General features: G+C 36.5%; 21 protein-coding genes. 13 read left to right on the top strand and 8 right to left on the bottom strand.

Annotation, left to right across the window (positions count from 1 at the left end):
• Nucleotides 1-7: 7 nt before the first annotated feature.
• A complete protein-coding gene (locus ETP70_RS11520) occupies nt 8-1,420 on the top strand; it encodes a PfkB family carbohydrate kinase (RefSeq protein WP_151901311.1) in 1,413 nt (470 codons plus the stop codon).
• A complete protein-coding gene (locus ETP70_RS11515) occupies nt 1,421-2,122 on the top strand; it encodes a nucleotidyltransferase family protein (protein WP_151901310.1) in 702 nt (233 codons plus the stop codon). It abuts the gene before it with no gap.
• 11 nt (nt 2,123-2,133) lie between these two features.
• On the opposite strand, the gene fliD is transcribed toward ETP70_RS11515, so the two are convergent.
• Complete coding sequence (gene fliD / locus ETP70_RS11510) at nt 2,134-3,525, bottom strand: flagellar filament capping protein FliD (RefSeq protein WP_151901309.1); 1,392 nt, start codon at nt 3,523-3,525, stop codon at nt 2,134-2,136.
• A gap of 170 nt (nt 3,526-3,695) precedes the next feature.
• Between fliD and fliS the strand changes: the two genes are divergently transcribed.
• Together fliS and ETP70_RS11500 are read left to right on the top strand one after the other, a co-directional pair.
• Nucleotides 3,696-4,070 (top strand): flagellar export chaperone FliS, encoded by a 375-nt coding sequence (gene fliS, locus ETP70_RS11505; protein ID WP_151901308.1) that lies wholly within the window; start codon nt 3,696-3,698, stop codon nt 4,068-4,070.
• The gene (locus ETP70_RS11500; RefSeq protein WP_151901307.1) at nt 4,057-4,311 is read left to right on the top strand and encodes a hypothetical protein; all 255 of its coding nucleotides are present in this window, start codon (nt 4,057-4,059) and stop codon (nt 4,309-4,311) included. The genes fliS and ETP70_RS11500 overlap by 14 nt, the downstream gene beginning before the upstream one ends.
• Here the strand turns inward: ETP70_RS11500 and ETP70_RS11495 are convergent.
• Nucleotides 4,301-5,008 carry an SDR family oxidoreductase gene (locus ETP70_RS11495; RefSeq protein WP_151901306.1) on the bottom strand — a complete coding sequence of 236 codons (708 nt, stop codon included), beginning with the start codon at nt 5,006-5,008 and terminating at the stop codon, nt 4,301-4,303. The two genes, ETP70_RS11500 and ETP70_RS11495, sit on opposite strands and share 11 nt — an antisense overlap.
• 69 nt (nt 5,009-5,077) lie before the next feature.
• Here ETP70_RS11495 and ETP70_RS11490 point away from each other — a divergent pair, with 69 nt between their 5' ends.
• Genes ETP70_RS11490 through ETP70_RS11480 form a run of 4 tightly spaced genes read left to right on the top strand, consistent with a single transcriptional unit; the run spans nt 5,078 to nt 7,835 of the window.
• Entirely contained in the window at nt 5,078-5,668 is a 591-nt protein-coding gene (locus tag ETP70_RS11490; protein WP_269138898.1) for an HAD hydrolase family protein, read from the top strand.
• Complete coding sequence (locus tag ETP70_RS12710) at nt 5,652-5,906, top strand: HAD family hydrolase (RefSeq protein ID WP_269138897.1); 255 nt, start codon at nt 5,652-5,654, stop codon at nt 5,904-5,906. The genes ETP70_RS11490 and ETP70_RS12710 overlap by 17 nt, the downstream gene beginning before the upstream one ends.
• Nucleotides 5,899-7,146: a sugar MFS transporter gene (locus tag ETP70_RS11485; protein WP_151901305.1), complete on the top strand. Its 1,248-nt coding sequence runs from the start codon at nt 5,899-5,901 to the stop codon at nt 7,144-7,146. The genes ETP70_RS12710 and ETP70_RS11485 overlap by 8 nt, the downstream gene beginning before the upstream one ends.
• A complete protein-coding gene (locus ETP70_RS11480) occupies nt 7,134-7,835 on the top strand; it encodes an SIR2 family NAD-dependent protein deacylase (protein ID WP_151901304.1) in 702 nt (233 codons plus the stop codon). Before ETP70_RS11485 ends, ETP70_RS11480 begins: the two co-directional genes overlap by 13 nt.
• Nucleotides 7,836-7,854: 19 nt before the next feature.
• Here ETP70_RS11480 and ETP70_RS11475 read toward each other — a convergent pair whose 3' ends face one another.
• Nucleotides 7,855-8,289: a globin domain-containing protein gene (locus tag ETP70_RS11475; protein WP_151901303.1), complete on the bottom strand. Its 435-nt coding sequence runs from the start codon at nt 8,287-8,289 to the stop codon at nt 7,855-7,857.
• 134 nt (nt 8,290-8,423) lie between these two features.
• Here ETP70_RS11475 and ETP70_RS11470 point away from each other — a divergent pair, with 134 nt between their 5' ends.
• Nucleotides 8,424-8,837: an RrF2 family transcriptional regulator gene (locus ETP70_RS11470; protein ID WP_151901302.1), complete on the top strand. Its 414-nt coding sequence runs from the start codon at nt 8,424-8,426 to the stop codon at nt 8,835-8,837.
• A gap of 146 nt (nt 8,838-8,983) precedes the next feature.
• Here the strand turns inward: ETP70_RS11470 and ETP70_RS11465 are convergent, their stop codons facing one another.
• Nucleotides 8,984-9,193, bottom strand: coding sequence for a hypothetical protein (locus ETP70_RS11465; RefSeq protein WP_151901299.1), 210 nt, complete (start codon nt 9,191-9,193; stop codon nt 8,984-8,986).
• 594 nt (nt 9,194-9,787) lie between these two features.
• Between ETP70_RS11465 and ETP70_RS11460 the strand changes: the two genes are divergently transcribed.
• From ETP70_RS11460 to ETP70_RS12470, 3 genes are read left to right on the top strand one after another with little or no spacing between them, the layout of a single operon-like run.
• A complete protein-coding gene (locus tag ETP70_RS11460) occupies nt 9,788-10,549 on the top strand; it encodes a type IV toxin-antitoxin system AbiEi family antitoxin domain-containing protein (protein WP_151901300.1) in 762 nt (253 codons plus the stop codon).
• Nucleotides 10,542-11,192, top strand: a complete 651-nt coding sequence (locus ETP70_RS11455) for a nucleotidyl transferase AbiEii/AbiGii toxin family protein (protein ID WP_223176102.1) — start codon at nt 10,542-10,544, stop codon at nt 11,190-11,192. Before ETP70_RS11460 ends, ETP70_RS11455 begins: the two co-directional genes overlap by 8 nt.
• Before the next feature lie 9 nt (nt 11,193-11,201).
• Nucleotides 11,202-11,483 (top strand): hypothetical protein, encoded by a 282-nt coding sequence (locus tag ETP70_RS12470; protein ID WP_223176101.1) that lies wholly within the window; start codon nt 11,202-11,204, stop codon nt 11,481-11,483.
• 228 nt (nt 11,484-11,711) lie between these two features.
• Here the strand turns inward: ETP70_RS12470 and ETP70_RS11450 are convergent, their stop codons facing one another.
• The 4 genes from ETP70_RS11450 to ETP70_RS11435 are packed head-to-tail and all read right to left on the bottom strand — an operon-like array spanning nt 11,712 to nt 13,214.
• Complete coding sequence (locus ETP70_RS11450; protein WP_151901299.1) at nt 11,712-11,921, bottom strand: hypothetical protein; 210 nt, start codon at nt 11,919-11,921, stop codon at nt 11,712-11,714.
• The gene (locus ETP70_RS11445) at nt 11,908-12,573 is read right to left on the bottom strand and encodes a zeta toxin family protein (RefSeq protein ID WP_151901298.1); all 666 of its coding nucleotides are present in this window, start codon (nt 12,571-12,573) and stop codon (nt 11,908-11,910) included. Before ETP70_RS11445 ends, ETP70_RS11450 begins: the two co-directional genes overlap by 14 nt.
• 56 nt (nt 12,574-12,629) lie before the next feature.
• Entirely contained in the window at nt 12,630-12,950 is a 321-nt protein-coding gene (locus tag ETP70_RS11440; RefSeq protein ID WP_151901297.1) for a hypothetical protein, read from the bottom strand.
• Nucleotides 12,951-13,214: a hypothetical protein gene (locus ETP70_RS11435; protein WP_151901296.1), complete on the bottom strand. Its 264-nt coding sequence runs from the start codon at nt 13,212-13,214 to the stop codon at nt 12,951-12,953.
• A gap of 183 nt (nt 13,215-13,397) precedes the next feature.
• On the opposite strand from ETP70_RS11435, the gene ETP70_RS12455 reads away from it, so the two are divergent.
• Nucleotides 13,398-13,553, top strand: coding sequence for a hypothetical protein (locus ETP70_RS12455; RefSeq protein WP_188109993.1), 156 nt, complete (start codon nt 13,398-13,400; stop codon nt 13,551-13,553).
• The last annotated feature ends 77 nt before the right edge of the window (nt 13,554-13,630 follow it).

Here is a 13,630-nt window from a genome sequence, read left to right as displayed (position 1 = left end):
TATGGCTATGAAAAAAGTATTTGTATCGGGTGACTTCAATGTGCTGCATCCCGGGCATTTGAGATTGTTGAAATTTGCCAAAGAGAGCGGGGATTACCTTGTTGTCGGTGTCAACAGTGATAAAATCAGCCAAAAAGGCATTTCGCAAGATATCAGACTGGAGTCCATCAATGCTACGAGCTATGTGGATGAAGCGTTTATTTTGGATGTTCCGGCACTTGAGTACATTAAGCAAAACAGACCTGAGATTGTTGTCAAGGGAAAAGAGTTCGCAAATAAATCAAATGCGGAACTGGAGGTTATCAGTGCTTATGGCGGCAAACTTCTTTTTAGCTCCGGAGAGATAGGTTTTTCTTCTATAGATTTATTAAAACAGGAATTTGCGGCACTCAATTATACGGTAGAACATAACAGTTCGTATTTGCAACGCCACTCTTTTGATATGGCGCATTTAAATGCCATTATAGAAAAATTTTCACAAATCAATGTTTTAGTCATAGGTGATTCCATTGTAGATGAGTACATTATTTGTGAGCCTTTGGGGATGAGTCAGGAAGATCCGACTATCGTCGTAACGCCTTTAGTAAGTGATAAATTCATAGGAGGCGCCGCCATCGTTGCCAGCCATGCAAAAACGCTCGGTGCAAACGTAAAGTTTATTTCTGTTGTCGGAGATGATGAAAATTTTAACTATTTGGATGAGGGGCTTAAAAAACTTGATATTGACGCGAAACTTTATAAAGACACGACAAGACCCACTACGCTCAAACAGCGCTTTCGTGCCAATACAAAAACACTGCTGCGTGTCAATCATCTCAAGCAGCACAGTATTGCAACAGATATAGAAGAAAAAATTCTTCAAGACGTCAAAGAAAATATAGAGCGTACGGATTTGATAATTTTTTCAGATTTCAGTTACGGTGTGCTGAGTAAAAAGATTATTGATACCATTACAACAATGGGGTGTGAGGCAGGTATATTAATGGCCGCTGATTCTCAAAGCTCCTCACAGGTCGGGGATATTTCAAAATTTAACAATATGACGCTGGTCACGCCTACTGAGAGAGAAATCAGACTCTCTTTAAATGATTTTGAATCGGGTTTGGTGGTGCTTTCGGACAAACTGGTAAAAAAATCACAGGCAAAATATGTTTTTACAACACTCGGAGCAGAGGGTATTTTGATATATAACAATTGGGAAGATGATTTATTGACAGATAACATAAACGCTTTGGGAAATGCAGTCCGTGATGTCAGCGGAGCAGGAGATTCTCTGCTTACATGTAGCGCGATGGCACTGGCTGTGGGTGCAAATATCTGGCAGAGTGCCTATTTGGGTTCTTTGGCCTCTGCGATTCAGGTAAGCCGGGTCGGCAATATTCCCATTCAAAAAGATGAACTTTTACAGGAGCTGGAGTAAATGAAGGCCTTGTTGCTTGCAGGCGGACTGGGTACACGGCTGCGTCCCGTTACGGATTTTATTCCAAAGTGTCTGGTGCCTGTTCACGGGAAGCCTTTGCTGGATTACTGGCTTGAGAATCTGAGTGCAGCAGGAGTTGATGAGTTTTTGATAAATACATCCTATCTTGCCGAACAGGTGTTGGCATGGAAGGAGAAGAGTTCTTTTTGTGAACAAATAACGCTTGTGCATGAAGAGCAACTGCTTAATACAGGAGGAACACTGCTGCAAAATCAAAATTTTTTTGATAAGGAGGCATTCTTCTTGATTCATGCCGACAACTTGTCATTTTGTGATTTTCAGGCATTTGTCAACGCACACAAAACGCGTCCGAAAATCTGTGAGATCACAATGATGACATTTAAGACAGATACACCGTCATCTTGTGGAATAGTTGAATTGGATGAAAAAGAAATAGTACAGCATTTTTTTGAAAAAGTAGAAAACCCGCCTTCAAATTTGGCAAACGGTGCTGTCTATATCTGTGAGCCGACGCTGTTTCCTTTTCTGAAAAGTTTGCATAAAAAAAATATAGATTTTAGTCTGGATGTTTTACCTCATTTTATGGGAAAGATATACACTTATGAAAACAGAGTGTATCACAGGGATATTGGAACTGTAGAAAGTTATGCCTTGGCACAGATAGAATATCTGTACGTATAAGTGCAAGATGGCTAGTTGTTACTGTTAAGTTGCGCTGAGATGATTTGCTGCAGTGATGAAAACTGGGAGTTGAGTCTGCTGATTATTCCGTCGTATGCAGTGAATCTTTTGGTCATAATTTCATATCTTGTATCAAGAGAAGCCTGGGCTTTTTCTTTTGCATCGGCTAAATTTTTGGCATCTTTTGTCAGTCCACTGTCAAAATTTGAGAGAAGCCCGCCATACCCGGTATATTGTTTTACTTTATCATCGAGATTTGTAAAGAAACCTGTTACGGTATTGCCGTTGCTGTCCGTTCCTCCTGCAAAAAAAGTTTTAACACTTGCGGAATCAGTTTGCAGTTTTGACTCCAAAACACTACTGTCAAAACTCATTACTCCGTATCTGTCTATATCAATTCCGTAGTCCATAAGAGACCCTGAACTAAAACGGCTTGTTACAGTACCTGCGATATCTCTTTTTAGCCCGTTAACAAAGCTGTCTCCCTGGAAGATTCCCCGCTTTCCCTGCTCTTTGTCAAAAATGGTCATATCGTTAAGGTTGGTCATTAAGGTATTATAGTTGTCAACAAACATTTGCATTTCATCAACAATTTTTTGAGTATCTTGATTGATGGTAACATTGGAAATGTCCCCCTCCGTTTTGAGCGTAATAGTTACACCTAAAATCAAGTCACTTATTTCATTGGTTGAGCGTGTTGCTGTGATTCCGTTGAATTTAAAAACAGCATCTGTAGCGTTTTGTATTTTCTGGTAGCCGTCTGTTACAGTCGTGTCAAAAAGAGCCGCATCAAGTGAACCTGTTCCATTGGTTCCGTCATCTGTATCAGTTATCGTGATAGCTTGATTTGCGCCAGTTAGTTTAGAGGAGAGTACAAGACTGAATGCTCCGGAGCTTGTCTCTAAAATGGAGGCATCTATCTGGGTTCCTGCAATATCTGTTATGGATTGTGTCAGGCTTTCAAGTGTTGTTGTCGCATCATAGTTAATGTTATAGGTCGTGCCGTTGATATCAAGGTTCAAAACGCCGGCTGCAGAAGCGATGGGCGTAGTTTTACTGTTTAGTGCACCGAGTTTTGTAATATCTTTTTTGGCTAATGTAACTGTTTCGAGAGTAAAAGAGTCAACATTGGCTCCGGCATCAACCGTAACTTCGGCAGCTCCGCTTACATCAACTGTTTTATTGTCAAAAAGAGTATCGTTACTAAGGGCAAAAGTACTTCCCTTAAAGCTATTCATATATGAAGAGAGGAGGTCATATGATTGCTGTTTTTGATTGTTTGTTTCAATTTTTCTGTCAATAGGGTCAATTATTTTTGCCGTGTCGGCTGCTTTGAGTTGGTCGATAACATCTGCTGTTAAAACACCTGAACCTATACCGAGTGAACTGATGTTTCCTGCCATAATAAATTCCTTCTTTCAATAATTATAACTATAATTATAACTATATCGTCTTAAGCGATAAAAACTTTAGCATAATTGACAATGTTTTTTTATAAATTTATGTTCAAGTTATTCATAATGTTGCCGATATACATTGAATGAACAATGAAGAAAAACAAAAGGAATCTGCGATGTACAGTAATGCAGCTTATAATATTTACAATCAAAACAATGTCAATATAGAATCACCGGAAAAATTAATAGAAATGATGTATGAGGGTGTTTTACGTTTTAATGCACAGGCAAAAAAAGCTATTTTGGATGAAGATAATGCGAAAAAAGTATATTGGATAAACCGTGCCGTTTCAGTAATTGTAGAACTGATTGCAGTGCTGGATAAATCGCAGGGAGAGGTTGCTGTATATCTGGACGGACTTTATAATTATCAGATCCAATTATTAAGTTATGCAAATATTGAAAACAATACAGCAAAAATTGATGAGGTAAGTAATGTTTTCAAAGGTTTGCTTGCAGGATGGAGAGAAACAACTGATGTGGCATACTAAACTGCAGATTGCCATTATAGAAAAAAATGCACAACGCATTGATATACTTGTATCACAAATGCCAAAGTTTGAGACAATAGAGCAGATGAAATCTGCTGCTTTACTTATAAAAGAGGCATTAAAAGTTGTAAGGCAACTGAAAAGTGAAACAGGAGAGACTTTAAAAAAGTTACGCCAGCATCAAGATTTTTTAGGTGCAACTGCTCCAATGACAAATAATAAGTTTGACATCACCTCTTAGCTTTTTTAGCAATTCCAAAATGTAAACTTCTGAGAGTATACTCAGTGACCACGGCACCTTTTCGCATGGTGAGTATATGCTCTACAGCATCGGCAATATCCGCAGCAATCAGCCTCTCATCTTCTTTTGGACTGACATCAAAACGCAGCTCATCATAAAAGTTGCTTTGTGTCATATCCGGATTTATGTTTGTTATACTGAGTCTGCTTTTTCTGGTTTCTTCGAAAAGGGCATCGCCAAAAGCTTTGAGACCTGCTTTTGTGGCTGAGTAAACGGCTGCGAATTTACTTGCCCGTAAGGCTTCAATGGAGTTGATATTGATGAGGTAGCCTTCATTTTCTTTGAGAGAACGCAGTGAGGCATTTGTGAGCAGCATCGGAGCGGTAAGGTTTAAAAATGTCATGGCGGTGATAGTGTTTACATGTAACTCTTCATGCGGTTCAAAACGGCCGAAACCTGCGCAGTTTACATGTAAAAAGAGATTTTCTTTTTTAAGCTTTTCACATAGTTTTATTGTCTCTTTTTCTTCTGCGAGGTTACATGTAACTGCCTGAAAGTTTACATGACTGAAATCCTTCTCCTGTATACTTCTGCTAACACCTAACACTTCAAACCCGAGTGTTAACAGTCTGTTTGTTATAGCTTTTCCTATGCCGCTGCTTGCTCCGGTGACTACTGCTTTTTTACGACTCGACATTTAGTGCCTTCCTGTATTGAAATTTAGTTCTTGTCAAATTTATTTTCACAATTTTGATATACTATATGTATGAAAAATATTTACATAACGGACCTGGATCACACATTTTTACGGAGTGATTTGTCTTTGAGTGATTATACTAAAAATATATGGAACTCGTATGCAGACAGATCGATTTTATCTGTTGCAACAGCAAGAACCTATAAAAAAACGGCACAGTTTTTACAAGGTGTGCATGTGAATGCGCCGATGATACTGCTTGACGGTGCACTCATAGCGACAATGGATAAAAAGATCATTGATACAAAGTTTGTGACCAAAGAAGCAGGCGACACTATCATAGAAGAGGGTACAAAACTCGGCATTTATCCTTTTGTACTTTCTTTGGTTGATGATGAACTTAATGAAGCATTTTCTTATTCTACAACGCTCAACAGCTATCAAAGTGAAATAATAAAACGCTATGTGAATGATGACCATACACAGGTGTTTGAAAATTTACGAGCCATGCAGAACAATTTTAAAATCGTTTATATGGGAGATGAAGCACTTTTAAGGGAGTTGGAAAAAAATCTCAGAGCTGTTTTTGGGGGAGGAACTGAAGTATATTTTGGCACCCGAAGCCTATATGGGATGCTATTTTTTGACACTTTTGCATAAAGATGCCGATAAATCCCATGGCATACAGAGTGTCAGTGAAGCGGTCGGTTTTGATTTGAAAAAGCTAACAGTATTTGGCGATAATTTTAACGATATAGGTATGTTTAGGCTTGCAAATACTTCCATAGCGGTTGCAAATGCTCAAAAAGAGGTAAAAGAGTGTGCTGACATAGTGTTAAAACATACAAATGATGAGGACGGTGTGGCAAAGTATCTGCAGGAAATCAGCAATGCATAAACAGTCAAGTGTTTTGGCAATGAGCATTATAGGTGTTTTGTTTTTTATATTCGGTTTTGTAACCTGGCTCAACGGCTCTCTAATTCCCTATCTGAAAGTTATCTGTCATTTAAATGAGTTTGAAGCGCTCTTTGTGACCTTTGCTTTTTATATTGCTTACACTGTAATGGCGTTGCCAATGGCTGTGATTTTGGAAAAAACAGGCTATAAAAAAGGGATGGCACTGGGACTTCTGGTCATGAGTCTTGGTGCTTTGCTTTTTATTCCCGCAGCACTGAGCGGTGAATTTTTGGTTTTTCTGACAGCACTTTTTACACTTGGAACAGGACTCACAATACTACAAACGGCATCAAATCCCTATATAGTTTTGGTAGGGCCGATAGAATCAGCGGCAATGCGTATCAGTATAATGGGACTCATCAACAAAAGTGCAGGTGTTTTGGCTCCGCTTCTTTTTACCGCATTTATATTGGCAGACATCGGTTTTGGCGTAGACCTGGAAAGTATAAATACACAAGAACTGGCACATAAGCTCATTAGCCCCTACATGACAATGGCAGGGATACTTTTTTTGTTGAGTTGTTTTGTCTGGTTCTCCTCATTGCCTGATGTGAAGTTTGAAGATGATCCGTATGATAAGGCAGGTATTTTTGCTTTTCCCCGGGTTGTATTGGGGGCTTTGGCACTCTTTTTTTATGTCGGCATAGAAGTTATAGCCGGTGATACGATTGGGCTGTACGGGCAAAGTCTGGGTATGTCCAATGCAACTGCCTTAACTGCATACACTATGGGATTTATGGTTGTCGGCTATCTTGCAGGTGTCTTTTTTATACCAAAATATTTATCGCAGGAAAAAGCACTTGTTCTTTCTGCCTTGTTTGGTATTGTTTTTTTGTTTGGAGTGGCCTTTAGCTCTACGACTGAGTCACACATTATAACGGGCCTTCCTGACAGCGTGGCTTTTGTGGCAATGCTAGGTTTGGCAAATGCTCTTGTCTGGCCGACAATCTGGCCTTTGGCATTAAAAAATTTGGGCAAGCACACAGCTAAAGGAAGTGCATTACTCATTATGGCAATAGCAGGCGGAGCAGTTGTACCGCTTGTTTTTGGAAAAGTGGCACAACTGACACAGGATATGCAGATGTCTTATCTGATAGGCATTATTTGTTATGCAGTGATTCTGATGTATGGATTACAATGGCATAAAATGACAGGTTGGAGGAAATCATGGCAAAAGTAATAATATTCAGCGGCGCAGGAGTGAGTGCGGAGAGTGGAATTTCAACATTTCGGGACAGCGGCGGACTCTGGGAGAACTATAAAATAGAAGAGATCTGTTATGCCGGTTGCCTGGACTGGAATTATGAGGCTACGATAGGGTTTTATGACAAACGAAGAGAAGAGATAAAAGATAAAAAACCAAACAAAGCACACAGTGAAATCAGCAGATTAAAAGAAAAGTATCCGGATGACATAGCCGTGATCACACAAAATGTTGATGATATGTTTGAACGTGCAGGCTGCAGAGATGTTTTACATTTGCATGGGTTTCTACCGGAAGTCAGGTGTGAAAGCTGCGGTTTTACAGATAATATAGGCTATAGGAAATTACGTGAAGCATATGAGAACTGTCCTCAATGTTCAAATAAACTACGCCCGAATATTGTCTTTTTTGCAGAGCAGGCTCCGAAATACCAGGATCTGTACAATGAACTGCAAGACTGTGAAATGTTGGTTGTTATAGGAACAAGCGGCAATGTTATCAATACAGATGCTTTTTTGCAGGGAAATATCAGATATTCCATACTCAATAATTTAGAAAAAAGCAGTGCAATAAATGATGAATTGTATTCAAAAGTGCTGTATAAAAAAGCGACTGTGGCAATTGATAAAATTGTAAATGATATAGAAGAGTTTTTAAAACCCTAGGTTTGAACCTAAGGTTAATTTAACTATTTTGTTGGCTGTAAAGCTCTTTTTCGCGTTGCATTAAAATATTGGCCAAAAATGTATATGCTTCGATCCATGCCTGTTTGTATTCATCAGTGAAATCATCACCTAAAACATCGCCCATAGCGGTGATTAAAGCATCGGCAACCATAGGATAGTGTTCCGGCTTTACTTTTGTCAGTACATGTGTATTTGCCATTTTTTCAACTGCTGCAGATAAAGCGCCAAGATTGTCAATATTTGCGGCAAAAGCTGCAATAGCACCTGCGAGTTTTTTATGCTGATCACCTTGTGCATTTGCAAACAAAGGTTTTGTTTCAGGGTATTTGCTGAAAAGTATTTCATACATACGTGTTGTTATTTTTTCGGCATTTTTTCCGACTGACGGGATTGTTTTTTTAACAGCTGTTACTGTCTCTTGAGATAAGCTCATAGGATATTCCTTAATTTAATTTATGCGGAATTATATATATACTACCTTAAAGTGGTATATTGTTGTTTAACTAAAAAGCAATCTGTTATGATTTATAAGTTACAATCAATAAACTCAATTTTTCGAGGTATTTTATGCACTTTTCAAAAACAACTGAATATGCTATTCGCGCTTTGTCCTACCTGGACCGTTACCCAAATAAGGCACATTCAGTCTCTTTTTTGCATAAAGAGTTGGAGCTTCCTTATAAATACCTTACGAAACTTATGACCCAACTTGAAAAACAGGGTTTGGTACATGCCTCAAAAGGACGCAACGGAGGTTTTAACCTGGCAAAGGATTCTGAGCAAATATTTTTATGTGATATTCTTGAAGCAATAGGTGAACCGTTGGAATTTGACCGGTGTATTTTGGGTTTTGAAATGTGTGACGCGTCAAATCCCTGTGCCCTGCATTCGCAATGGGTTGAACCCAAGACAAATATTGAAAATATGCTGCAGACAACTTCTTTAGCTTCTCTTGCAAAGGACAAAGAAACGAAAATTTAAAAGAATAAATAATTAAGTGGTGCGGATGAAAGGAAACTGGGGACAACCCCTTCAAATACCATAAATACAGGCTTTGAATTTTTTTTTAGTTTTTGAAAATGAGTGCCATTTTTTGGTAGGGGATGGTACTCATTTGGCACCAGATTTTAACTGGCAAACTGTTCAGAAATTATTCTTTGCTGTTGTTTGATTGCATTGAGTTTTTTTCTATACTCTTCTGCCTCTTTAAATAATTTCATTTGTTCTTCAACATACTCTTTTGAACCTTGAATTTTATCAGCTTTTTCAATAGTTTCTCTTTGGAGCTCATTGATTCTATGAATAGCTTGTTTTATTTGTTCTTCACTTAATATCAAAATAACCTCCTAATTTTTCTATTAATGTATCTGAGTCAATATCTTTGTAAAGGGTATCATCTCTTTTGTCTAAATAATTTAATGTAATTTTACCATTATATTGCTGTTTTATACTAATAACTGTGTGAAAAGAGTCTATATTACTTTTAACAAAAATGTCATAAGGAACTTTTCTATTAGTGACAACCTCTCGTTTAATGGCATATGTCAACTGCAGAATTTAACTCCGCCGTTGACACTGTTTTGATGATCCACCATTTTAACCATTGTGGGTGTGGGGAGTCTACTATTTCTTTTTTGTACTCTGTTCTATAACGAGTACGAGAATAGAGACTGCGATTGAAGCTAATTCTTTCCATGGCATTTGTGCCTCCAATTTATTTACACACAACAATGACAAAAGATAGATTGAAGTTGTTGTGGGCAACGAGAGATATGATGACAGGTATAAGCTATATCTGTCTCGTTTATATATACCTCAAAAACTCCTTTTAGTTCCAAAATACATGAATATATATACCTATAGTTTATTTATTTTAAATATTTAGAACTATTTTATACTAGTTGGTTCTAAAATATGCTAGAATATAAACTATGAGTTTAGAAAAAGAGTTAAAATTAAAACAACTATATCAATTGTTACCCGAAAGTGTTGTAGCACCAAGTGCGTGGTTCACGACTAATGGCTATTCATCACAGCTAGTCTACAAGTACGTTAAAAATGGATGGCTGACCAAACTTGGGAATGGAGCCTATATAAGACCTGCATCCATACATGAATGGCAGGGAGCTGTACTGGGACTCCAGAAACTTGAAGAACTGCCTTTTCATGTGGGTGGGCTTTCTTCACTGAATATATTGGGATATGCACACTATTTACCTATAGGGGGAGAGAAAACCATCACTCTATATGGAGAGAAGACACCTCCCGCCTGGATCAGACAAATGGAATCTCCTTCATTCACCTTTCATAAAAAGCCTCTCTTTGGAGACCTGGGATTAAAGAAGCAAAGTACCTCTATACGAAACTGGCAGATAACCATATCTTCAGCAGAAAGAGCCATACTTGAGCTTCTCTATCAGGTGGATGACAAAGGCATCACTTTTAAGTTTGTGTCAGAGATATTTGAATCCTTAACTACATTGAGTCCACGGCTACTCAATGAGTTACTGCAAAACTGTAGCAATAGAAAAGTAAAACGACTGTTCCTCTTCTTTGCAAACTACTATAGCTTTCCCTGGGCTAAACACATCAGTAAAACGTTGGATCTAGGAGCAGGAAAATTACAGATAGTAAAAGATGGAAATTATAATAAAACCTATATGATTACAGTACCAAAGGAATTTAATGCTTGACAGTTCAAATATTTACTATAAACAGGTGCAACTACTTTTAGAAGCACTACCATATATCAACAATGAAGAATGTTTTGCACTTAAAGGTGGGACAGCTATCAATATGTTCGTCAGAGATATGCCCAGACTCTCTGTAGACATTGACTTGATGTATCTGCCCATTGAAGACAGAACAAGCAGTCTAAAGCATATTGCAGAGTCACTTGAACGAATTGCACAGGACATTGAAAAGAGTCTTAGAGGTTCAAAAGTATACCGACTGGAACAAAGAGGAGACGGAACACTCTCTAAGCTGCAAGTTGAAAAAGATGGTGTGCGTATTAAGATAGAGACATCACCTGTCATGAGAGGAACAGTAAAAGAACCGACTGTTCAAATGGTAAGTCCAAAAGTAGAAGAAGCATTTGGATTTGCAGAAACATTTGTAGTACATCATGATGATCTCTATGCCGGTAAAATATGTGCTGCACTTGACCGTCAGCATCCAAGAGACTTTTTTGATGTAAGAGGATTGCTTGACAAAGAAGGCATCAGTGATTCTCTTATGGAGGTGTTTATGGTTTATCTTATCAGCTCCAGTCAACCCATATCCAAACTGCTACAGCCAAACCTCATAGACATTAGCCATACTTTTGAAGAATAATTTGTGGGTATGACCACAGAATCCATAGAGTTAGAGATTTTGACAGATACAAGAGAAGAACTGATCAAGCTCCTGCACCAGAAATTAACAGAGAGACATAAAGCATTTTTGCTTGGGTTCAAAAAAGGGGATCCTGCTTGGAATCTATTGCCGTTCGAGAATATTGACCAGCTTCCATCGGTAAAGTGGAAAATGCTTAATCTTGAGAAAATGGATAAAGTGAAACGTTTAGAAGCTTTTGAAAAGTTGGAACGTAGTTTGGTACTAAAAAATAAAAACAGTATAGAATAAAGTAGAGTGATACCCTTTATTGATACCCTAGTAAAAAAATTAAGTGATTTTGTTAAGAAAGAAAGTCTCTGAGAGCACGTTGTGCCTTCAAATGGTGCGGATGAAAGGAAACTGGGGACAACCCCTTCAAATACCACTAAATACCATAAATACAGGCTTTGAATTTTTTAGTTTTTTAAAATGAGTGCCATTTTTTGGTAGGGAATGGCACTCATTTGGCACCAGATTTTAACTGGCAAACTGTTCAGAAATTATTCTTTGCTGTTGTTTGATTGCATTGAGTTTTTTTCTATACTCTTCTGCCTCTTTAAATAATTTCATTTGTTCTTCAACATACTCTTTTGAACCTTGAATTTTATCAGCTTTTTCAATAGTTTCTCTTTGGAGCTCATTGATTCTATGAATAGCTTGTTTTATCTGTTCTTCACTTAGTATCAAAATAACCTCCTAATTTTTCTATTAATGTATCTGAGTCAATATCTTTGTAAAGGGTATCATCTCTTTTGTCTAAATAATTTAATGTAATTTTACCATTATATTGCTGTTTTATACTAATAACTGTGTGAAAAGAGTCTATATTACTTTTAACAAAAATGTCATAAGGAACTTTTCTATTAGTTACAACCTCTCTTTTAATGGCATATTCATAACAAACAGCAGGATCATTATATAAATAGTAAAGTTCAATAGTATACCCTTTGTTAATCAATCTATCAATATTCTCAACAGCTTTACTGATATTAGATAGATTACTATCTAGTATGATTGAGAAGCCTTTTTTTACAGCATAATCAAAAAGTTTACTAAAACCTTTACTGGCAGGTTTTTGAAAAGTATTTGAGTTTTGTCCATTGTATCCAATAGGTCTAAAAAACTCTCTAATTTCATCAGTATCTATATGTAGTAAATTAGGATTTTGCTCTTTTAAGAATTGAGCAAATTCAGTTTTTCCAACACCACTCATACCAGCAGTAAAAATGACTACTTTATTTTGTTCAGGCTGGATTTCATCTGTAAACTGTGCAATAAACTCTTTTTTGTTTTTATTAAGATAGTCTATTGCATTGCTAACTAGCTCTGTATCATTCAAAGTAAGCCTTTATTTTTAATAAATAATTGTACATTGTTTGTACCAATACAACAAGTTTATATCATATCTTCTAAACTGCTAACATTATTGAAGTTGTTGAAGAGTTGAAAATCTATATCATTTTCAAAAGAAAAATCTTCTTTTATAAACCCTTGCTCTAAGCCAAACTTATGCAGTATAGCAAGTTCAATTTTCTTATCTTCATACTCTTGATGCATTCTTTTATGAATCATTATTTCTTGATTGAATTCTTCAATAAACAGTTTTTTAAGTGCATCTAAAATGATTTTCTTTCTTTCTCTACTCATAGTATTAAAGGCTTCAATTAACTCTTCTGAGTTACTCTCTGATAGTAACAGTAATAAAATATAAATCATCTATTCCTCCTCTTCTTTAAGATCAATTTTTGAAATAATCTTAGATATATCTCTACTCTGAATTACATTTGGATAGAGAGTAGCTAGCTTTATAAAATCTTGTGCCATCTCAAATGGTGTCTTTGATTGGTACTTAGATACTCCATATTTCATTATCTCTATTGAATCTTGTTCACTTGTCTTTTTTAATAGTTCTAATGCTTTTTTATTTGAAAGAAACTCTTTAATCATATTTTCCTCTTGCACTTCTTTTTCCTCACTCATATTTTCTTCCCTTAATATTTATTTTAAGTAATAAATATTAAAGGTGACTTAGTTTTTGATTTATTTTTAGGAAGTGGAGTAACTTCTATTGCTTAAAATATATAGGGTGCATATTAACACCCTATAAAATGAAATAATACAAAATCAATTCATTAAATGGATTGAAATAAAAGAAGGATATTTATGAAAAAGTCAGAAGAAGAAATTGTAAAGCTAATCATTGAAGTTTTAGAAGATTTACTTATTGAAGAATATTTAAACTCAGAGCAATATGAAATAGATTCTCATGAAGAGCATGAAGCAAGAGAAGATAAATATGCAAGTGACCCTGATTATTAAACATAGGGTGCATATTAGCACTCTATAAAATGAAATAATACAAAATCAATTCATTTAGTAAATAAAATCACTAAATG

The sequence above is a fragment of the Sulfurimonas hydrogeniphila genome, assembly GCF_009068765.1.
Taxonomy (GTDB): domain Bacteria; phylum Campylobacterota; class Campylobacteria; order Campylobacterales; family Sulfurimonadaceae; genus Sulfurimonas; species Sulfurimonas hydrogeniphila.
Note: the sequence above shows the minus strand (reverse complement) of the source record. Positions and strands in the feature narration are given on the sequence as shown.